Source organism: Cyanobium gracile PCC 6307 (genome assembly GCF_000316515.1).
Taxonomy (GTDB): domain Bacteria; phylum Cyanobacteriota; class Cyanobacteriia; order PCC-6307; family Cyanobiaceae; genus Cyanobium; species Cyanobium gracile.
The window spans coordinates 2,364,503-2,385,735 of the sequence record NC_019675.1 but is presented as its reverse complement, the minus strand read 5'-3'; the positions used below and the strand labels follow the sequence as shown (position 1 = coordinate 2,385,735).

At 67.3% G+C, this 21,233-nt stretch carries 15 protein-coding genes; 11 read left to right on the top strand and 4 right to left on the bottom strand.

Annotated features, from left to right (window positions below):
* The first annotated feature begins 41 nt into the window (after positions 1-41).
* The 5 genes from CYAGR_RS11530 to CYAGR_RS11510 all read left to right on the top strand — a co-directional run bounded on the left by CYAGR_RS11530 (position 42) and on the right by CYAGR_RS11510 (position 6,515).
* Positions 42-1,220: an anthranilate phosphoribosyltransferase gene (locus CYAGR_RS11530; RefSeq protein ID WP_015109993.1), complete on the top strand. Its 1,179-nt coding sequence runs from the start codon at positions 42-44 to the stop codon at positions 1,218-1,220.
* Between the two features lie 177 nt (positions 1,221-1,397).
* Positions 1,398-2,711 carry a CmpA/NrtA family ABC transporter substrate-binding protein gene (locus CYAGR_RS11525; RefSeq protein ID WP_015109992.1) on the top strand — a complete coding sequence of 438 codons (1,314 nt, stop codon included), beginning with the start codon at positions 1,398-1,400 and terminating at the stop codon, positions 2,709-2,711.
* 52 nt (positions 2,712-2,763) lie between these two features.
* On the top strand, positions 2,764-3,597 hold the full coding sequence (gene ntrB / locus CYAGR_RS11520; RefSeq protein ID WP_015109991.1) for a nitrate ABC transporter permease: 834 nt from the start codon (positions 2,764-2,766) through the stop codon (positions 3,595-3,597).
* A gap of 2 nt (positions 3,598-3,599) precedes the next feature.
* A complete protein-coding gene (locus CYAGR_RS11515) occupies positions 3,600-5,642 on the top strand; it encodes an ABC transporter ATP-binding/substrate-binding protein (protein WP_015109990.1) in 2,043 nt (680 codons plus the stop codon).
* 39 nt (positions 5,643-5,681) lie between these two features.
* Entirely contained in the window at positions 5,682-6,515 is an 834-nt protein-coding gene (locus CYAGR_RS11510) for an ABC transporter ATP-binding protein (protein WP_015109989.1), read from the top strand.
* A gap of 29 nt (positions 6,516-6,544) precedes the next feature.
* Here the strand turns inward: CYAGR_RS11510 and CYAGR_RS11505 are convergent, their stop codons facing one another.
* The gene (locus CYAGR_RS11505; RefSeq protein WP_156818610.1) at positions 6,545-8,629 is read right to left on the bottom strand and encodes a molybdopterin oxidoreductase family protein; all 2,085 of its coding nucleotides are present in this window, start codon (positions 8,627-8,629) and stop codon (positions 6,545-6,547) included.
* 187 nt (positions 8,630-8,816) lie between these two features.
* Here CYAGR_RS11505 and CYAGR_RS11500 point away from each other — a divergent pair, with 187 nt between their 5' ends.
* From CYAGR_RS11500 to CYAGR_RS11490, 3 genes are all read left to right on the top strand, one after another.
* The gene (locus tag CYAGR_RS11500) at positions 8,817-9,437 is read left to right on the top strand and encodes a histidine phosphatase family protein (protein WP_015109987.1); all 621 of its coding nucleotides are present in this window, start codon (positions 8,817-8,819) and stop codon (positions 9,435-9,437) included.
* A 110-nt stretch (positions 9,438-9,547) separates the two neighbouring features.
* Entirely contained in the window at positions 9,548-11,980 is a 2,433-nt protein-coding gene (locus CYAGR_RS11495) for a phosphoketolase family protein (RefSeq protein WP_015109986.1), read from the top strand.
* Entirely contained in the window at positions 11,977-13,068 is a 1,092-nt protein-coding gene (locus CYAGR_RS11490; protein ID WP_015109985.1) for an acetate/propionate family kinase, read from the top strand. The genes CYAGR_RS11495 and CYAGR_RS11490 overlap by 4 nt, the downstream gene beginning before the upstream one ends.
* A 4-nt stretch (positions 13,069-13,072) precedes the next feature.
* Here CYAGR_RS11490 and CYAGR_RS11485 read toward each other — a convergent pair whose 3' ends face one another.
* Positions 13,073-13,816, bottom strand: a complete 744-nt coding sequence (locus tag CYAGR_RS11485; protein WP_015109984.1) for a succinate dehydrogenase/fumarate reductase iron-sulfur subunit — start codon at positions 13,814-13,816, stop codon at positions 13,073-13,075.
* Between the two features lie 244 nt (positions 13,817-14,060).
* Here CYAGR_RS11485 and CYAGR_RS11480 point away from each other — a divergent pair, with 244 nt between their 5' ends.
* Positions 14,061-15,812 carry a putative bifunctional diguanylate cyclase/phosphodiesterase gene (locus tag CYAGR_RS11480; protein WP_216593346.1) on the top strand — a complete coding sequence of 584 codons (1,752 nt, stop codon included), beginning with the start codon at positions 14,061-14,063 and terminating at the stop codon, positions 15,810-15,812.
* Here the strand turns inward: CYAGR_RS11480 and CYAGR_RS11475 are convergent.
* Together CYAGR_RS11475 and CYAGR_RS11470 are read right to left on the bottom strand one after the other, a co-directional pair.
* Entirely contained in the window at positions 15,769-17,691 is a 1,923-nt protein-coding gene (locus tag CYAGR_RS11475) for a fumarate reductase/succinate dehydrogenase flavoprotein subunit (RefSeq protein ID WP_015109982.1), read from the bottom strand. The genes CYAGR_RS11480 and CYAGR_RS11475 overlap by 44 nt on opposite strands.
* Positions 17,688-18,335: a succinate dehydrogenase/fumarate reductase transmembrane subunit gene (locus CYAGR_RS11470; RefSeq protein ID WP_015109981.1), complete on the bottom strand. Its 648-nt coding sequence runs from the start codon at positions 18,333-18,335 to the stop codon at positions 17,688-17,690. Before CYAGR_RS11470 ends, CYAGR_RS11475 begins: the two co-directional genes overlap by 4 nt.
* Before the next feature lie 310 nt (positions 18,336-18,645).
* On the opposite strand from CYAGR_RS11470, the gene CYAGR_RS17300 reads away from it, so the two are divergent.
* Together CYAGR_RS17300 and CYAGR_RS17295 are read left to right on the top strand one after the other, a co-directional pair.
* Entirely contained in the window at positions 18,646-19,647 is a 1,002-nt protein-coding gene (locus CYAGR_RS17300; RefSeq protein WP_071881591.1) for a glycosyltransferase family 2 protein, read from the top strand.
* Between the two features lie 233 nt (positions 19,648-19,880).
* Positions 19,881-21,155 carry a glycosyltransferase family 4 protein gene (locus tag CYAGR_RS17295; RefSeq protein ID WP_015109979.1) on the top strand — a complete coding sequence of 425 codons (1,275 nt, stop codon included), beginning with the start codon at positions 19,881-19,883 and terminating at the stop codon, positions 21,153-21,155.
* Positions 21,156-21,233 lie beyond the last annotated feature (78 nt).

Here is a 21,233-nt window from a genome sequence, read left to right as displayed (position 1 = left end):
GATCGGTAAGGCTTTAGTTTCCGGCATGGAACCGTCCACCCATGTCGTCACTGTTACCAGAACCGGCCGGCCCGGGACCTGACGCCATCCCGCCGGGGACGGCCCAGCCGCTGAACGCTGCCGAGGATCGGCGTCTGGTGCGCCTGCGGGCGCTCGGCCCCGAGCGGGCCCGGTTCCGCGAGCTGATCGGCAAGGTGGGCAGCGGCGAGCACACCAGCACCGGTCTGGACCGCCAGGAGGCGGCCGAGGCCATGGACCTCATGCTCCAGGGGCTGGTCGATGACGCCCAGATGGGGGCCTTCCTGATCGCCCACCGGATCCGCCGCCCCCACCCGACCGAACTCTCCGGCATGCTCGACAGTTACCGGCGCAGCGGGCCGGTGCTGGAAACCCCCGGCCGGCGGCCACTGTGCTTCGGGGTGCCCTACGACGGCCGCAGCCGCACCGCCCCCCTGCTGCCGCTGGTGGCCCTGGTGCTGGCCAGCGACGCGGTGCCGGTGGTGCTGCACGGCGGCGATCCGATGCCGGTGAAGTTCGGCGTCACCCTGGCGGAGCTGTTCGGCGCCATCGGCATCAGCTGGACCGGCCTGCCGCTCGAGGAGGTGCAGCGGCGCCTCGATCGGCACGGGCTGGCCCTCACCCACCAGCCCGACCATTTCGCCTGGGCGGAGCGGCTGGTGCCGGTGCGGGACGCCATCGGCAAACGGCCGCCGATAGCGAGCCTGGAGCTGCTCTGGACACCGCACCGGGGGGAGCACCTGCTGGTGAGCGGCTTCGTCCATCCCCCCACCGAGACCCGCGCCTGGCAGGCCCTGCAGGACTGCGGCGAGACTGACCTGCTGACGGTGAAGGGCCTGGAGGGCTCCACCGATCTGCCCACCTCCCGCGCCGGCATCACCGCCCGCGTGCGCCGGGGAGCCACCGAGCGGATCCTGCTCCACCCCCGCGACCACGGCATCACCAGCGCCGAGGTGCCCTGGCAGGGCCTGGAGGCCTGGCGAACCGAGGCCCTGGCGGCCCTCAGCGGCGAAGGATCCCTGGTCCCGGCGCTGCGCTGGAACGTGGCGGCCTACCTCTGGTTCGCCGGACGCTTCGAGCACCTCGAGGACGCCCTCGAGCAGGCCACGGCGCTGCTGATGGCCCGCAGCGGCGAACGGCTGCGCCGCCAGCTGGCGGCGCCGGAGAACGGAGACCCGCCGCTCGAAGATCCGAATCGGTAACCGACGCGACCCTGGGGAGGGCCGCCGGCGTGGTCTTTTGAGAGTTGACTGGTCAGCCTGCGCGCCAGCCACCCCACTTTTCGCCAGCACGATGCGCTTCGTTGTGGAGCCCGTCCTGAGAACACATGCACCTCACGGTGCATCCCTCCGGTCCTCCCTGGCTCCCCTTCAGGCTTCATGTCCAACCTTTCCCGTCGCAAGTTCCTGATCACCGCTGCCGGCACCACGGCAGGCGCCATCTGGCTGAGTGCCTGTGGCGGCAAGAAGGAGGTCGCCACCCCCGCCGCCGCTCCGGCCGCCGGTGGCGCCGATGCGCCCGAGGTCACCGGTGTGTCCCTTGGCTTCATCGCCCTCACCGATGCCGCCCCGCTGATCATCGCCAAGGAGAAGGGCTTCTTCGCCAAGCACGGCATGCCGGAGGTGAAGGTGATGAAGCAGACCTCCTGGGCCGTCACCCGCGACAACCTGGAACTGGGCGGCGGCGGCGGCGGCATTGATGGCGCCCACATCCTCACGCCGATGCCCCTGCTGCTGGCGGCGGGCAAGATCACCAAGAGCCAGCAGCCGCTGCCGATGGCCACCCTGGCCCGGCTGAATCTGCAGGGCCAGGGTCTATCGGTCTCGAAGGACTTCCTGGCCAACAAGCTCACCATCGACAACAAGGCCGGCCTCGCCGACGCCGTGGCCGCCACGGCCAAGACCGGCCGGAAGTTCAAGGCGGCCGTCACCTTCCCCGGCGGCACCCACGACCTGTGGATGCGGTACTGGCTGGCCGCCAACGGCATCGACCCCAACAAGGACGCCGACCTGGTGGTGGTGCCCCCGCCCCAGATGGTGGCCAACATGCAGACCGGCACCATGGACACCTTCTGTGTCGGCGAGCCCTGGAACCAGCGGCTGGTCAACAAGAAGCTGGGCTACACGGCGGCGGAGACGGGTGAACTCTGGAAGTTCCACCCGGAGAAGTCCTTCTCGATGCGTGCCGACTGGGTCGCCAAGAATCCCAAGGCCACCAAGGCCCTGCTGATGGCGGTGCTAGAGGCGCAGATGTGGTGCGAGGACCCCGCCAACCTCGACGAGCTCTGTGAGATCACCTCGAAGGACAGGTATTTCAAGGCGTCGGTGGCCGACATCAAACCCCGCCTGGCCGGCACCTTCGATGCCGGCGACGGTCGCACGGTGACCGACAGCCCCTACCGGATGCGCTTCTGGAGCGAGAACGCCTCCTTCCCGTTCAAGAGCCACGACCAGTGGTTCGTGATCGAGGACATGCGCTGGGGCTACCTCCCCGCCAGCACCGACGTCGACGCCCTCGTGAACCAGGTGAACCGGGCCGATCTCTGGAAGGAGGCGGCCAAGGCGATCGGGCAGGACAAGGCGATTCCCGCCAGTGATTCCCGTGGCAAGGAAACCTTCTTCGACGGTGTCGTCTTCGACCCGGGAAATCCGAAGGCCTACCTGGACGCCCTGAAGATCAAGGCCATGTCCTGAAGCGGAAGCCACTCCTTCCCTTCTCCCCGCCGCCATTTCCCACCCATCCCCCATGGCCCTCAGCGCAGCAGCACCGCACCACCGTTCCCGGAGGATCACGCCGATCTGGGTGTCCCGGGTATCTCCCTATCTGATCTGCATCGGCGCCTTTCTGGTGCTGTGGCAGCTGCTGTCCCTGATCCTGGGAGTCGCCCGCCTGCCGGGGCCCATCAATGTCGTTGTCGACACGTGGGACCCGTACATCATCCATCCCTTCTTCGATGATGGGGGCACCAGCAAAGGCCTGGCCTGGCAGATCCTGATCTCGCTGCAGCGGGTGGCCATGGGCTACGGACTGGCCGCGGTGGTGGGGATCACCATCGGCGGCCTCCTGGGGATGAGCCGCTTCCTCGGCAAGGGCTTTGACCCCGTGATCCAGGTGCTGCGCACCGTGCCTCCCCTGGCCTGGTTCCCGATCGCCCTGATGGTGTTCCAGGATTCCACCGTCTCCGCCGTCTTCGTGATCTTCATCACGGCGATCTGGCCCATCATCATCAACACGGCCATCGGCATCCGTGAGATCCCCGAGGACTACATCAACGTCGCCAGGGTGCTGAAGCTGCGGAAAGGCGCCTACATCAGGGACATCGTGATCCCGGCCACCGTACCTTTCGTGTTTGCGGGCCTGCGCATCGCCGTTGGTCTGGCCTGGCTGGCGATCGTTGCCGCCGAAATGCTCAAGGCCGACGGCGGCATCGGCTATTTCATCTGGGATGCCTACAACTCAGGGGGTGATGGCAGCTCCAGTGAGATCGTGCTGGCCATCATCTATGTGGGTCTTGTCGGCCTGCTGCTTGATCGCCTGGTGGCCTTCGCCGGGCGCAAGCTCAGCAAGGGAGCCGCCTGACCATGGCCGCCCTGTTCACCGTCGACCACGTCACCCAGGCCTTCCCCCTGCCCGGCGGGGGTGAGTACGTGGCCCTCAGGGACATCTTCCTGGATATCGCCGAGGGCGAGTTCATCTCCCTCATCGGCCACTCCGGCTGCGGCAAGTCCACCCTGCTCAACCTGCTGGCCGGCCTCACCACCGCCACCCAGGGCGGCATCCTGATGAGCGGCCGGCAGGTCACCGATCCGGGGCCCGATCGGATGGTGGTGTTCCAGAACTACTCGCTGCTGCCCTGGCTCACGGTGCGCCAGAACATCGCCCTGGGTGTGGACAACGTGATCGCCGCCAGCGACCGCCGGGAGCGGGACGCCATCATCGAGCACCACATTCAGCTGGTGGGCCTGAAGGCCGCCGCCGACAAGTATCCCCGGGAGATCTCCGGCGGGATGAAGCAGCGGGTCGCCATCGCCCGCGCCCTGGCCCTGCGCCCGAAACTCCTCCTCCTCGATGAACCCTTCGGGGCCCTCGACGCCCTCACCCGGGGCAACCTGCAGGAGCAGCTGATGCGGATCTGCCAGGAGGCGAAGGTCACCGCCCTGATGGTCACCCACGACGTCGACGAGGCCCTGCTGCTCTCCGACCGGGTGGTGCTGATGACCAACGGCCCCGAGGCCCACATCGATCAGATCCTTGAAGTGCCCCTGCCCCGGCCCCGCACCCAGCTGGGCACGGTGGAGCACCCGCGCTACTACGGGCTGCGGGCCGAGATCGTGAACTTCCTCTCGGATCAGCGCCGGGCCCGGCAGCAGCGGCTCAAGCCCGCCGAGGCCATCGCCGCCGACGGCCTCGAGAAGGTGAACCTGGAGCTGGGCTTCATTCCCCTCACCGACTGCCTGCCCCTGGTGGTGGCCCAGGAGAAGGGGTTCTTCGCCCGGCACGGCCTGACCCAGGTGCAGCTGCGGCGGGAGAGCAACTGGAAAACCCTCGAGACCCACGTGCGCCAGGGCGTTCTGGACGGGGCCCTGATGGTGGCGGGGATGCCGATCGCCATGACCCTCGGCTGCGGTGGCCAGCCGCCCCTGGGGATGGTGAGTGCCCTCACCCTCAGCTGCAACGGCAATGCCATCACCCTGCACCGCCGCTTCCACGACGCCGGGGTGAACACCCTGGCCGACTTCAAGGCCTGGATCGGCGCCCACCCGGAGTCCAGGCCGGTGCTCGCCGTGGTGCACCCGGCCTCGATGCACAACCTGATGCTGCGGGCCTGGCTTGCCTCGGCGGGGATCCACCCCGAGCGCGACGTGGAGCTGCTGGTGATCCCGCCGCCCCAGATGGTGGCCGCCCTCAAGGCGGGCACCATCGATGGCTACTGCGTCGGCGAACCCTGGAACTCCCGCGCCGTCCTGGAGGGCCTCGGCACGGTGATCGCCACCGATGTGGAGCTGTGGAACGGCCACGGCGAGAAGGTGCTGGGGGTGAGGGAGGCCTGGGCGGCCGCCTACCCCCGCACCCACCGGGCCCTGGTGCAGGCGCTGCTGGAGGCCTGCCGTTACTGCGAGGACCCGGCCCACCGCGGCGAACTGGTGGAGCTGCTCTCCCAGAGCCAGTACGTGGGCACCGATGTGGCGATGCTCCGGCCTGGTCTCGTCGACGCCTACGACCGCGGCACCGGCGCGCCCACCAGCATGCCGTCCTTCAACCGCTTCTACGGCCCCGAGGTCAACGAGCCCAACCCGGCGGAGGCGGTCTGGATCCTCTGCCAGCTCGGCCGCTGGGGCCTGGCCAGCTTCCCCAGCAACTGGCAGGAGGTGACCGAGCGCGTGCAGGATCGGGCCCTGTTCCGGAGCGCGGCCGCCGCCCTGGGGCTGCCCGCCGCGGAGCGCCCCCTGTCACCGGTGGCGGTGGTAGCGGCGTTCGATGGTGATCCTCTCGACCCGCTCAATCCCCTCGCCTACCTCGAACGCGTGCGCGTCAAGGGCCCGGTGACGGTGGCCCCGGCGCCCCTGCCGCCACCGCCGGCGCCGGTCCCGGACGCACCGCTGCCCGCCCCGGCCCGCCGCTGACGCCCCTTTCCCTCCTGTCCTTCTCCACGTTCCGATCGCATGCAGACCCAGACGTTGCCCCAGCCCAGCACCGCCGGCGTCGCTGAACCATTCCTGGTGATCGATGGGGTCAGCAAGGTGTATCCCACCCCCGGCGGGCCCTACACCGTGCTCGACAACATCAGCCTGGAGGTGGCCGAAGGGGAGTTCGTCTGCGTGATCGGCCATTCCGGCTGCGGCAAATCCACCCTGCTCGACCTGGTCTCCGGCTTCGGCCAGCCCACCAGCGGCGAGGTGCGCCTGCAGTCGGTGCCGATCCGGGAACCGGGACCGGACCGGATGGTGGTGTTCCAGAACTACTCGCTGCTTCCCTGGATGTCGGCCGCCGAGAACGTGGCCCTGGCGGTGAACAACGTTTTCCCCCATCTGCGGCGCAGCGGCGACACCGACCGGATCGTGGAGAGCCATCTGGCGATGGTGGGGCTGAGCGAGGCCGCCGACAAGCGTCCCGCCAGCCTGTCGGGGGGGATGAAGCAGCGGGTCTCGATCGCCCGGGCCCTGGCACTGCAGCCCAAGGTGCTGATCCTCGATGAACCCTTCGGAGCCCTCGATCCGATCACCAAGGAGGAGCTGCAGGAGGAGCTGCTGCGGATCTGGCGGGAGCACAGGGTGACCGTGCTGATGATCACCCACTCGATCGATGAGGCCCTGTTCATGGCCGACCGGGTGGTGATGATGACCAACGGCCCGGCGGCGACCATCGGCGAGATCCTCGAGCTGCCCTTCCCCCGACCCCGCCAGCGGGCCCAGCTGATGGAGATGCCGGAGTACTACGACTACCGGAACCACGCCCTGGACTTCCTCTACCGCCGCTTCGCCCACGACGACCAGTGAGCCACCGCTGAGCCACCCCCCGCAGGGGCTCAGTCCCCCGGGGCCTCCTCGCAGGGACGCACGGTCACCGCGGCGGCCTTGAGCTCCGGCTGCTGGGAGATGGGGCAGCCCAGGGCGTGCATCAGCCGGTTGGCCTCGCAGGCCTGCTCCTGGGCCGCCCCCCAGTGCATGGGCAGGAACACCGTGCCCTGGCGAATGCGGTCGGTGACGCACACCCGGGCCGTCACGGCGCCCCTGCGGGAGCTCACCTGCGCCCGGCCGCCATCGACCACTCCGTGGGTCCGGGCGTCGGCGGGATGGATCTCCAGCAGAGGCTCGGTGTGGGGCCGCAGCAACCGCTCGACCTGGCCCGTGCGGGTCATGGTGTGCCACTGCTCCAGGTAGCGGCCCACGGTGAGCACCAGGGGGTAGGCGCCATCGGGGGGTTCGCCCAGGCCCATCGGCTGCTCGCTGATCAGCCTGGCCCGGCCGGAGGGGGTGGGGAAACGGCCGGAGGTGTGCAGGCGCGGGGCACCGCCTCCGGGCGCCGTGCCGGAGGGGAAGGGCCATTGCTGGGGACCGTGCTCCTGCAGCAGCCCATGGCTGAGGCCGCTCAGATCGCACACCCGGCCCGCCGTGATGGCCGCGAACTCGGCGAACACCTCGGCCGAGGAGCCGTAGCGGAACTGCTGCTCGAACCCCAGGCGCCGGCCCAGCTCGGCGAAGATCGCCCAGTCGGGACGGGCCTCCCCCGGAGGGGTGCGGAAGGCCGGGCACAGGGTGACGCGGCGCTCGGAATTGGTCATCACCCCGGCCTTTTCGCTCCACTGCGCCGCCGGCAGCACCAGGTGGGCAATGGCGGCGGTTTCGGTGCCGGCGTAGGCCTCGCTGAGCACCACCAGCGGGCAGCGGGCCACGGCGGCCCGCACCCGATCGAGCCAGGGCAGGCTCACCAGCGGATTGGTGGCCGCCACCCACCAGAGCCCCAGGGCCCCCCGCTCCATCGCCTCGATCTGCTCCCACACGGTGAGGCCCGAGGCCGGCGCGATGCTCCCCGGCTCCAGGCCCCAGTGCTGCTCGATCTCAGCACGATGCCCGGCATCGGTGACGTAGCGGTAGCCCGGCAGCAGCCGGGCCAGGCCGCCGGCCTCCCGGCCCCCCATCGCATTGGGCTGGCCGGTGAGGGAGAAGGGCCCCGCCCCGGGCCGGCCGATCTGGCCGCTCACCAGGTGCAGGTTGATGATCCCCGCCACGGTGGCGGTGCCCTCCACGCTCTGGTTCACCCCCATCGACCAGAGACTCACCACGCCGCTGCTGGCGGCCCAGCGGTCGGCCAGCTGGTGCAGCTGCTGCTCCTCGATGCCGCAGAACCGGCTCACCGTCTCGGGCGTCCAGCCTGCCCAGAGCTCCGCGAGCGCCTCGAAGCCCTCGGTGGACGCCGCCACGTAGGCCCGGTCCAGCGCCCCCTGCTCCAGCAGCAGGTGGCCGAGGCCATGGAGCAGCGCCAGGTCAGTGCCGGGCCGGATCGCCAGGTGCAGATCGGCCGCGTCGCTGGTGGCGGTGGCGCGGGGATCCACCACCACGATCTGCAGGTCCTGCTGTTGCTTGCGCTTGCGCTTCAGCAGCCGCTGGAACAGCACCGGATGGCACTCGGCCGTGTTGGTGCCGATCAGCAGCACGAGGTCGGCCTGATCGAGATCGTCGTAGCAGCAGGGAGGGCCGTCGCTGCCGAAGCTGCGCACGTAGCCGGAGACGGCCGAACTCATGCACAGGCGCGAGTTGGCATCGAAGTTGTTGCTGCCCAGCGCCCCCTTGATCAGCTTGTTGGCGACGTAATAATCCTCGGTCTGGAACTGCCCTGAGCCATACATGGCGATCCCTTCGGGGCCCTTCTCGGCCAGGGTGCGGCGCACCTGGGCCTCGATCAGGTCGAAGGCCCGGTCCCAGCTGATCGGCGCGAAGGGCTGGTCGGTGCGCGGCCGGTAGAGCGGGGTGGTGAGGCGGTTGCGGTGCAGGGTCTCCCCCACGGTGGCCCCCTTGACGCAGACCTGCCCCAGGGAGGAAGGGTGGTGGCGGTCGCCGCGGGCCGTCCAGATCGCCGCGCCGGCGTCGCTGGCCGCCGCGGGGGGCTTCATCTCCAGGCCGCAGCCCACACCGCAGTAGGGACACTGGGCCCGGGCGGGGCCGTCGGAGGGGGAGGGAGGCGTGGCGGGGAGGCTCAAAATGGTGTTCGGGTGTCAGCGGCGGCCACCCTCATCACCACTCCGGCCGGGGCATCGAGCTTAAGTGAGCGTCACGACGTCATCCCGCGGGAGCCCTTCCGTGACAACGATTCAGAACGGCCCAGCCGCCACCACCACCGGCCCCGTTGCGGTGGTCCTGATCCGCCATGGCGAGACGACATGGAGCCTCTCGGGCCAGCACACCGGCAGCACCGACATCCCCCTCACCGCACGGGGGGAGGCGGCGGCCCGCCGCCTGGCGCCGCTGCTGGCGACCAGCCCGTTCTCCCTGGTGCTGTGCAGCCCCCTGCAGCGGGCCCGGCGCACCTGCGAACTGGCGGGCCTGGCCGCCCAGGCCTGCCTCGAGCCCGATCTGGTCGAGTGGGACTACGGCGCCTACGAAGGTCTGACGACCGCGGAGATCCAGGCGCGGCGCCCCAGCTGGATGGTGTTCCGCGACGGCTGTCCGGACGGGGAGAGCCCTGGCCAGGTGGGGGAACGGGTGGACCGGGTGATCGGCCGGCTGCGGCAGGAGGGCGGCCGGGTGGCCCTGGTTGCCCACGGTCACCTGCTGCGGGTGTTCGTGGCCCGCTGGATCGGGCTGACGCCCAGCCACGGCGCCCATTTCCTGCTCGACACGGCCACCCTCTCGGTGCTCTCCGATTACCGGGGGCTGCCGGCGGTGCAGTGCTGGAACGCCCCCCTGGCTCCGCCCCCCTGAGGGCGGTCCATGTCGGATTCCCGACCCCCGACCGGCTCGGTCGTCGAAACACCTGCGTTTCCACGCAGGCAGGCGAAAGTTGAGATCACAGCCCCCTGCATGTGACGGCCATGACCATCTCGACGATGGCCCCCATCGAGGCCCAGGCCATGACGCCGGAACTGGAGCAGGAGCTGTCCCTGATCGACGCCTGGTGGCGCGCCGCCAACTACCTGGCGGTGGGCATGATCTACCTGCGCGCCAACCCCCTGCTGGCCGAACCTCTGCGCCATGAGCACGTCAAGGCGCGGCTGCTGGGCCACTGGGGATCGTCTCCCGGCCAGGCCTTCCTCTGGGCCCATGCCAACCGGGTGATCCGCCGCCACGACCTCGACATGATCTACCTGTCGGGACCGGGCCATGGCGCACCCGGCGTGCTGGGGCCCACCTACCTCGACGGCAGCTACAGCGAGGTGTATCCGGACAAGAGCCGGGACAGCGAGGGGATGCGCCGCTTCTTCAAGCAGTTCTCCTTCCCCGGCCACATCGGCAGCCACTGCACCCCGGAAACCCCCGGTTCGATCCACGAGGGCGGCGAACTCGGCTATGTGCTCTCCCACGCCTGCGGGGCGGTGTTCGACAACCCCGACCTGATCGCCCTGGCCTGCGTGGGCGATGGCGAAGCGGAGACCGGCCCCCTGGCCACCTCCTGGCACATCAACAAGTTCCTCAATCCGATCGACGATGGGGCGGTGCTGCCGGTGCTGCACCTCAACGGCTACAAGATCGCCAACCCCACCCTGCTGGCCCGCATCCCCCATGAGGAGCTCGCCAACCTGATGCGGGGTTACGGCTGGGAGCCGATCTTCGTCGAAGGCCACGAGCCGATGGCCATGCACCGGGCCATGGCCGCCGCCATGGACCAGGCGATCGGGCGCATCCTGCAGATCCGGGCTGAGGCGCGCGCCAGCGGCGATGCGGTCCGCCCCGCCTGGCCGATGATCGTGCTGCGCTCTCCCAAGGGCTGGACCGGGCCGGCCACCCTGCACGGCAAGAAACTGGAGGGGTTCTGGCGCGCTCACCAGGTGCCCCTGGCGGCGCCGAACACCGATCCCGAGGAACTGCAGCTGCTGGAGGAGTGGCTGAAGAGCTACCGGCCCTGGGAACTGTTCGACGGGAACGGCACCCTGCGGCCGGAGCTGCAGGCGCTCTCCCCGCAGGGAACGCGGCGCATGGGCTCCAACCCCCATGCCAACGGCGGCCTCCTGCGCCGCAAACTGCAGTTCCCGCCGCTGGAGGACTACGCGGTGGAGGTGGCGGCCCCCGGCACCATCCAGGTGGAGAACACCTACCCGCTCGGCGAGCTGCTGCGCGACCTCATCCGGTCGAATCCCGTGTCCATGCGGGTGTTCGGTCCTGACGAAACCGCCTCCAACCGGCTGCAGGCCATCTACGAAGTGAGCAAGAAGGTGTGGATGGAGGACTTCCTGCCGGAGGACCTCAACGGCAGTGAGCTGGCCCGCAGCGGACGGGTGGTGGAGATGCTCAGCGAGCACACCCTGGTGGGGATGATGGAGGGCTACCTGCTCACCGGGCGCTACGGCTTCTTCCACACCTACGAGGCCTTCGCCCACGTGATCGCCTCGATGTTCAACCAGCACGCCAAATGGCTGGAATCCTGCCTGCTGCACGCCACCTGGCGTGCCCCGATCGGCCCCTGGAACTGCCTGATCTCCTCCACGGTGTGGCGCCAGGACCACAACGGCTTCACCCACCAGGACCCCGGCTTCATCGACCTGGCCGGCAACAAGAGCGGTGACGTGGTGCGGGTGTATCTGCCGGCCGACGCCAACTGCCTGCTGGCGGTGGCGGAGGAGGCCCTGCAGGAAACCAACGTCTGCAACATCATCGTCTCCGACAAGCAGAAGCACCTGCAGTACTTCACCCTGGAGCAGGCCCGGCGCCATGTGGCCAAGGGGGTCAGCATCGTCGGCTGGGCCAGCAACGACGACTGCGGGGTCGAGCTGGATGAACCGGACGTGGTGATGGCCTGCGCCGGCGACATCCCCACCAAGGAAACGCTGGCGGCGGTGGAGATCCTGCGCAGGGAGATCCCGAAGCTGCGCATCCGGGTGATCAACGTGGTCAAGCTGTTCGCCCTCACCGAACCGAACGAGCATCCCCATGGTCTGAGCGACAAGGATTTCGACACCCTGTTCACCGCCGACCGTCCGGTGATCTTCAACTTCCACGGCTACCCCTGGCTCATCCACCGGCTCACCTACCGCCGCACCAACCACGCCAACATCCACGTGCGCGGGTACAAGGAGAAGGGCAACATCAACACGCCCCTCGAGCTGGCGATGAACAACCAGATCGATCGCTTCAATCTGGTCATCGACGTGGTCAACCGGGTGCCCTTCCTGCGCTCCCGCGCCGCCCACGTCAAGGAACGGATGCAGGATGCGATCCTCTCCCACCGGGCCTACGCCCACACCCACGGCACTGATGCCCCGGAGGTGACCGAATGGCGCTGGGCGCCCCCGTCGGCCCCCCACGGATGACGGAGCCGGCGACGGCGGCGGTGGCTGACGCGGCGGCCGGCGAGGTGCTGGTGCTCAACGCCGGCAGCTCCAGCCTCAAGGTCTCCGTGCACACCCGCTCAGGGGAAGCCCTGTGGCGGGACCAGCGCAGCTGGAGCGTCGGCGCCGCGGAGGGGGTGGCCCCGGAGGAGCGCCTGGAGGCCGTGCTGGACGCCTGGCTGCCCGGCGCCCTGGCCGGCCGGGTCGCCGGGCTCACCGTCGCCGGCCACCGGGTCGTCCACGGGGGTGAGCGGTTCACGGCCCCGGTCCGGCTCGACGCCGCGCTGCTGGCGGTCCTGGAGGAGCTGGTGCCGCTGGCGCCGCTGCACAACGGTCCGGCCCTGCGGGTGATGCGCTGGCTGAGCCGCTGGCAACCAGAAATCACGCAGTGGGCCTGCTTCGACACGGCCTTCCACGGCACCCTGCCGGAGGCCGCCCGCACCTACGCGATCCCGGCCCGCTGGCGCGCCGAGGGCCTGCGGCGCTTCGGCTTCCACGGCCTCAACCACCAGCACGTGGCCGAAACCGTGGCCCGCCGGGGTGAAGACCTGCGGCTGATCAGCTGCCACCTCGGGGCCGGCTGTTCCCTCTGCGCCATCCGGGGGGGCCGCAGCATCGCCACCACCATGGGCTACACGCCCCTGGAGGGGCTGGTGATGGCCACCCGCAGCGGCTCCCTCGACCCCGGCCTGCTGCTGCACCAGCTGCGCCGGGGCGTCACGGCCGAGGAACTCGACCACGCGCTGCAGCAGGAGAGCGGGCTGCTGGGCCTCTCGGGGCTCAGTGCCAGCATGAAGGACCTGCGCCAGGCCGCCGCCGAAGGCCACGCCGGTGCCCAGCTGGCGATCGCGGTGTTCCGCCACCAGCTGCTGCAGGGCATCGGGGCCATGGCCGCCAGCCTGGGCGGGGCCGACGTGATCGCCCTCACCGGCGGCATCGGCGAGCACGATGGGGCACTGAAGCGGGAGCTGGAGGACACGCTCGGCTGGCTGGCGCCGTTCGAGCTGCTGCAGATCCCTGCCGATGAGGAGGGGGTGATCGCCCGGCACTGCGGCGCAGCCGGGGTCTGAGAGCTCAGGGGCGCCGCCAGGATTCGCGGTGCATCCAGCTGATCCAGTCGGCGGAGATCTGCTTGGGGCAGGCGGCCTCGCATTCCAGATGGCTGCTGCAACTGCCGAAGCCCTCGCTGACCATCCGGTCCTGCATGGCCTGGGCACGGTCCCTGCGCTCCGGCTGGCCCTGGGGCAGCTGGCCCAGGTGCGCCAGCTTGGCCGCCACGAACAGGCTGGCGGAGGCGTTGCGGCAGCTGGCCACGCAGGCGCCGCAGCCGATGCAGGTGGCGGCGTCGAAGGCCTGGGCCGCCTGCTCCCGGCCGATCAGCAGGGCGTTGGCTTCCGGAGCGCTGCCGGTGTTGATGGAGCAGTAGCCGCCGCTGGCGATGATCCGGTCGAAGGCGGAACGGTCCACCGCCAGGTCCTGCAGCACGGGGAAGGCCCGGGCGCGGAACGGCTCCAGCGTCAGCTCGGCGCCGTCGCGGAACTGGCGCAGGTAGAGCTGGCAGACGCTCGTCGCCCGCTGGGGCCCCTGGGCCTGGCCGTTGACGAGAAAGCCGCAGGACCCGCAGATGCCCTCGCGACAGTCGTGCTCAAAGCCCACCGGTCGTCCGCCGGCGGCGATCAGGCGCTCGTTGAGCAGGTCGAGGGCTTCGAGCAGGGAGAGGTCGGTGGACATCGCTTCGAGCGCATGGACCTCGAAGCCACCGGGCTGGTCGGGACCGGCCTGGCGCCAGATCCTCAGGGTGAGGGAAACGGTCGGCATGGGAACGGCGGTGGCATGGGGCTGCCGTCGGCGAGCCCCGGAAGGCACCGGGGTCGACCCAGATTCTGCTGCTCAGGCGGCGGGGATGTTGTCGTTCCGCTTCATCCCTGCGGCCATGGCCCCGGTGGCTGGGCGAAAGATGCAAGACTTCAGTTAATTTTCAGAAATAGGGTTACGGCCCCCATGCCCGATCGGGTCCCTGCTGCCGCGTAAACGACCCGTGAACGACCACCGCAAACTTGTCGTGGAACTTCGCCGGTCGATGGGCCGTCTCGAGGCGGCCCTCGGCACGATCAGCGATGCCCTGGTGATCACCAGTTGCGAGGGGCGGGTGCTGTGGTGCAACGCCAGCTACGCCCAGCTGGTGGACCGCACGCCCCCGGCGGTCCTGGGCGAATCGATCTACGACCAGCTGCCCCGCGACTGCGACAGCGCCCCCCTGCTCAACCCGGAGCTGGTGCTCGCCGGCGGTGACCTGGGGGGGCACTTCACCCGGGTGCTGGCCCGCAGCAAGCTGCGGGCCATCGAGATCGAGTGGAAGCCGATCCGCAGCGAGCGGCTGCGGCCGCTGATCTTCTGCTTCCGGGACGTCAGCGCCATGCTCTCCTACGAGCAGCTGCGGGTCGAGGCCGAGCGGATCGAGCGACGCCGCCAGCAGACCGAGAACCTGAACCGGGCTCTGGAACTGGAACGCCTCGCCCTGGCCACCAAGGTGATGGAGTGTCCGGTCACCGGCCTTCCCAACCGCCGCGGGCTCCACGTGAGCATCCGCGCCGCCCTCAAGACCCAGCGCCAGAGTGGTGGCCGGATCAGCATCCTGTTCTGCGATCTCAACAATTTCAAGGAGATCAACGACCTGCACGGCCATCAGATCGGCGATGACCTGCTGATCGAGATCGGCCGCCGGCTGCAGCGTTCCCTGCGTTTCGGTGACATTCTCTCTCGCCTCGGTGGTGACGAGTTCGTCGTCCTCACGATGGGCATCTTCACGGAGGCCGATGCCCTGCAGCTGGCGATGCGCCTCAACGACGCCGTCGGCCAGGCGTGGTCGGTGGAAGACCACACGATCCGCCCGTCGATGAGCATCGGCATCACCATCTCGGACGATCCGGACATCTCCGTCGATGAGTTGATTCGGCGGGCGGATCTGGCGATGTACGAAGCCAAGACCAACGACCAGCACATCGCCTTTTACCATTCCTCCATCGACAAGAGAGTTCGGAAGAACATCCATCTGCGCCATCAGCTGGAGGAGGCGATCCAGCATGAGGCCATGTTTCTCGCCTATCAGCCGATCGTCGGGCTGGAGGATCGGACGGTGGTGGGAATGGAGGCGCTGCTGCGCCTCGGTGCCATCACGGCGCCGATCGCCAGCCCCTCGGAATTCATCCCCCTCGCCGAACGCACGGCCCTAATCCTGCCCATCGGCCGCTGGGTGATCAGCGAAGCCCTCCGGCACCTCGCCGAGCTCCGCGCCGGGGGCTCGGAGGTCACCATGGCGATCAATGTGAGTCCCCTGCAGCTGAAGGAAAGCGGCCTCAGCGATTACTTCCTCACCCAGGCAGAGCGGATCGGGGTCGATCCCAGCTGGACCGTGATCGAGGTGACCGAAAGCATCCTGATCGAACACCCCGAACTGGCCACCTGCGAGCTGAGCCTGTTACGGGAGGCCGGCGTCAAGGTGCATCTCGATGACTTCGGCACGGGATACTCCAGCATGTCGTGGCTGGCGCGGCTGCCGATCGACTCCATCAAGGTCGACCGCAGTTTCGTCGCCGATTTTCTCAACGACCACCGCAAGGCCGTGGTGCTCGATGCCATGATCCGCCTCTCCCACGACCTGGGGCTGGGCCTGATCGCCGAAGGCATCGAGACCGCCGAGCAGCACGAAGGCCTGCTCGCCATGGGCTGCGACCATGGTCAGGGGTTCCTCTTCGGCCGGCCCGAGCCGCTCAGCCGTAGCTTCGCGGTCCCGGCACAACGGATCGGTAGGTGAGGGGCTCGCAGTGGCGCAGGGGGGTGGCTCCGGGCCGGTGCTCCCAGGACGCGATGTGGGCGAAGCGCTCGTCGTCCCGCAGGGCTTCCCCGTCCGGGGTCTGATGGTCCTCGCGGAAGTGGGCGCCGCAGGATTCCTGCCGCGCCAGGGCGTCCCGCAGCATCAGATCCGCCAGCCCGATGAAGTCCTCCAGCCGCAGGGCCTTCTCCAGCTCGCCGTCGACCACACCGTCCTGGTCCGGGAGGCGCAGATCCCCGAGGAAGTCCTGGCGCAGGGCCTCCAGCTCTCCGAGCGCCGCCGTGAGGCGATCGGCGCGACGGCTGATGCCGCAGGCGTCGATCATCAGGTGGCCCAGCCGGCGGTGGAAGACATCCACGGGCTGGGTCCCCCCCGTGCGTCGCAGAGCGCCGATGCGCGCCTCCACGGCCGCCACCGCCTCCCGGCAGGCCGGGTGGTCGTCCGCCAGGACACCGGCACCGGCGCCGGCCAGCCAGCCCGTGACCGTCGCCGGGGCGATGAAGTAACCATCGGCCAGGGCCTGCATCAGGGCACTGGCCCCGAGCCGGTTGGCCCCGTGCTCGGAAAAGTTGGCCTCCCCGAGCACGAACAGCCCCGGCACCGTGCTCATCAGGTGATAGTCGACCCACAGCCCCCCCATCGTGTAGTGGGGGGCGGGATAGATCCGCATCGGCGTGGCTCTGGGGTCGTCGCCCGTGATTCGCTCGTACATCTCCAGCAGGTTCCCGTAGCGGGCGTCGATCGCCTCGGTGCCGTCCCGGGCAATGGCCCCGGCCAGATCGAGGTAGACCGAACGCCCCCCGGGCCCGACGCCCCGGCCCTCCAGGCAGAGCTCGCGGGCGCGGCGTGAGGCCAGATCCCGCGGCACCAGATTGCCGTAGCTGGGGTACTGGCGCTCGAGGAAGTAGTCCCGCTCCGCCTCCGGAATCGCCGCCGGCGGCCGGTCGTCGCCGGGGCGCAGCGGCAGCCAGATCCGGCCGTCGTTGCGCAGGCTCTCGCTCATCAGGGTGAGCTTGCTCTGGTGGACGTCGCCGCTGGGGATGCAAGTGGGGTGGATCTGGGTGAAGCAGGGGTTGGCGAACCAGGCTCCCCGCCGATGGGCCTGCCAGATCGCCGTGGCGTTCGACTTCAGGGCATTGGTGGAGAGGTAGTAGACGTTCGAATAGCCACCGGTGGCGAGCAGCACCGCATCGGCACGGAGCACCTCGAGGGCGCCGGTGAGCTGGTGGCGGCAGACCACCCCCCTGGCCCTGCCGTCATGGACGATCAGGTCGAGCATGTCGCGGCGGCAGAGCAGCTCCACCCGCCCGGCGGCCACCTGGCGCAGCATCGCCTGGTAGGCGCCGTAGAGCAGCTGTTGGCCCGTCTGGCCGCGGGCGTAGAAGGTGCGGCTCACCAGGGCGCCGCCGAAGCTGCGGTTGGCGAGGGTGCCGCCGTACTCCCGGGCGAAGGGCACCCCCTGGGCCACACACTGGTCGATGATCGACCCGCTGATCTCGGCCAGCCGGTGGCAGCCGGCTTCCCGGGCGCGGAAATCGCCGCCCTTCACCGTGTCGCGGAACAGGCGCTCGACGCTGTCGCCGTCGTTGGCGTAGTTACGGGCGGCGTTGATGCCCCCCTGGGCGGCCACGGAATGGGCCCGGCGCGGGCTGTCGTGGTAGGTCAGCACCTGAACCCGGTAGCCCTGCTCGGCCAGGCTGGCGGCCGCCGAAGCCCCCGCCAGGCCGCTGCCCACCACCAGGATCCGCAGCCCCTGCTTGCGGTTGGGGCTGATCAGCGGCAAGGTCTCCCGGCACCGCTGCCAGGCGGTGGCGACGGGGCCCTCGGGCAGGCGCGGATCCAGCCGCATCGGCGTGCTCATCCGCCGGCCAGGGGCGGGGCCGCGGGCCGCAGCACCAGGGCGATGGGGACCAGGGTGAACCCCGCCCCGAGCAGCAGGGCCAGGCCCCTGCCGCCCAGCCGCAGGGCCACCGCATGGGCGGGCTCGATCAGACCCAGGCGGCGCACGGCGCTCTCGGTGCCGTGGATCAGGTGCAGACCCGCCGCGACTCCGGCGGCCCCATACAGGGCCAGGCACCAGGGCGCTTCCAGCACCTCCATCAGGGCGGCCAGCTCAGCCCCCGCCGCGGGCCGCGGCCAGCGCAGCTGGGCGAGGTGCAGGAGGAGAAACAGCAGCAGCAGCGAACCGCTCCAGGGGATGGCCCGGCCTGCCAGGGCCGCCACGGACTCCCAGGGCCCCTGGCGGCGGCTGCGCAGGGGGCCGGCCACCGGCCCGCGGGCCCGGCGATTGAGGTGGGCCCGGTGCAGCGAGAGCAGGGGATGGGCCAGGGCGGCCCCGAGCAGGGCGACCTCGAGCCACGGAAGCCAGCCCTGCTGGTGCAGCGAGGCGGCGTAGCGTTCAAACCCCTCCGAATCCAGGAGCGCCAGCGACACGCCGCCGAGGTGCACGGCCAGAAAGAGCACCAGGGCCAGGCCGGTGACGGCGATCCAGAATCCGGTGATCATCTGAGGAACGGAATGCCTGGGGGGTCAACGCCCACGAATCATCACCATATTGGGCTGCCAGGCTCCTGATCGGTGAGTAAAAGAATGAATGTGTTGGATTCCAGCACCTCATTGATAAGTCCAGTCCGACCGCCATCGAAGTCATGTCATGACACAAAACGACCATGGACTCATACCAATCATGCAGCAGCGACAAGCAGGTCGCCCACGATCAGAGCTACAACAATTAAACATAAGGCAATTATAGCGACATGAGACGCTCACCCCCCTTGGACAGTTCCTGCACGAAGAAAAATCACGGATTCTGAAGATGAAGAGCCACACCATGAGTCCCTTGGTGAGTGTCATCATCCCGAACTACAATCATGAACGTTTCTTGGCAGAACGTCTTAACTCGATTCTTGGCCAGACGTTCCAAGATTTTGAGCTCATCATTCTTGATGATGCCTCTAAAGACAACTCGGCGAGGGTGATACAAGAGATCATCGCCCAACATCCTCATCGCCTTGTGCAGAACAGAGTCAACTCAGGGTGTCCCTGCGCCCAATGGATCCAGGGCATCCTGATGGCGAAGGGAAGATATATCTGGATTGCAGAGTCAGATGACACATGCGAAACCAGTTTTCTTGACCAGATGGTGACCTCACTCCAGAACGGAGGAGTGCTTTCTTACTGTAGGACCAAAGCAATTGACAGCAAAGGCAATCCGATCAGCGGTCAACAGTTCTGGCCTGATACCTTTGATTCAACTCGCTGGAAAAGCTCATTCTTGCTCAGCAGCCGCAACCTATGCCGTAACTTCATGGCAAGAGGGAACGTCATCGCAAATGCCAGTTCTGTGGTATTCCTGAAGCCGACCAGTGACGTCCTGAAGAAATTGGCAGAGGCAACGAGAGGCACTCGCTTTACTGGCGATTGGCTCTTCTGGTGCCATTTTCTTATGCTTACCCCAGGCCTAGTGAGTTTTGAGTCCAGGGAGCTTTCGGGCTTCCGCTTTCACGATCAGACTACTCGCAAGGTTGAAAGCCTTGGCAGCGTCAATCGAAGCAAGGAAAGGCAAAGATTCTTCGAATACTCCTGTGCAGTCAAGTCGATTTTGCGCGTCACTCGGCCATGGCCTCGTGGTTACTGGTTACAACTCGCAGCAAGGGGGTACTGGGACTGGATCTTCTCAGAATACCTGTTCCGATTCCAACCAAAACCGCATGAAAAGCTCTTCATTACGGCTCTGCACGGTCCCCTACGACTCGGGCTATACCTCAGATTGCTCAGCTCCAGAAGCAGGCAATTTCGCTATTGGGGCTCATTCTGAATAATCAATCATGAGCATGTATCAAGATCCTGAAAATAGATGTGGTGTTCTGGGCTGCCGGCCTAGAACCAGCTTTCAGCACCGGCAAGCGTCCAATCATGCGTGGGCCCATCAGGGTACGCCGTGCTGAAACCATCTACAGATGTCGAGAATGAACTATTCATCAGCGATCTACGGACGCTTCTGAAGCCAACTATACTTGCCGAGACAACGCAAGTCTGCCATCAGTTGAGATGAGAGTCGCTTTCGCTCATTATAGCCAAGAAAACGACATCAGCGGAGTAACGACTTGGCTCTTCTCCCTGGCCAGGCGTTTAAAGGACGACAATATAGAAGTCGCCATTCATTTCGTCCATTCGGATGTTGAACTGGGCTCTGAGCCGTTGGCGCTGCAGAAACTACGCAGAGACGGCATAGAGATCTCCCGCGTGTCACCTCAATCAACATTGGAAGCTGAGGCACAGCAAACGCTCGAGTTCCTCAATAAATGGCAGCCATCAATCTTTCTTCCCCAATGTCTTCCGGCCCATTTTGCTGCCGCTGCCCATGCGGGTCAGAAGGGACTGCCATGGGCACTGACCTTGCATTCAGACGATCCAATCTACTGGGAATCCGTCCATGCGTTCATTCACCCAAAGGACCGAAATCACATCGTATGCGTTTCTGAGTATTTACGCGACAAGCTGATCGGCGCAGGAAGGGCACAACATGCTCACGTCATTCCATGTGGGGTAGCGATCCCACAAGACCTTACCACCTTCAACGACTCGCCATTCAACATGGTCTTCAGCGGAAGAATATGGGAGCGGCAGAAACGAGCAAGCCTAGTCATCCAGACGTTTGTAAAAGCATGCCAAGCCAATCCTGCGATGAGAGCAACGATGATCGGAGAAGGCTATGCACGACAATCCTGCGAGGAGCTGGTCAACGCTCACGGACTGTCCCATGCCATCACGTTCACGGGTGCACTCTCTCCGAATCAGGTCAGACCTCATCTTGCGGATTGTCAAGCCATACTTCTCATGTCAGACTTTGAAGGGCTCCCCGTTGCACTACTGGAGGCGATGGCGTTGGGGGTCGTTCCCGTTGCAAGGAGGATACCCAGCGGGATCCCCGAACTGATTGTCCATGAGCAAACAGGACTGCTCGTCTCAGAAGATCCTAAGGATGCCGCCCATGCCCTGATTCGGCTTTCCCAAGACAAACACCTGTGGCGAAGCTGCTCGGAGCAAGCCAGAAGACTCGTCGCTGATCGGTACAATGAGGAGACGAGCTACCGGAAGTGGCGCACACTTCTTGAAACGCTCCTCCACGACAGGGATTCTTCCGCGACGATTCGTTTTCCGATCGATACGAGTGTGCTCACAAGTATCCCCAAGAAGAATCCGTATCTGAATTCAATCTCAAAGAGACAGAAAGCCCTCACGAGCAGAGTTCGCCAACTCCTTCGAACCACGCTCGCCAGAGTCAAGCACTTCGTGAAGACTATCTTTCAGGATCTCTTTTGAACAGTCAATCGGCTGTGAACCTCCCAATCTCGCCTCGCTTCACTCCGGCGCAGTGATCAACCAGGCTTGCATGGGAAG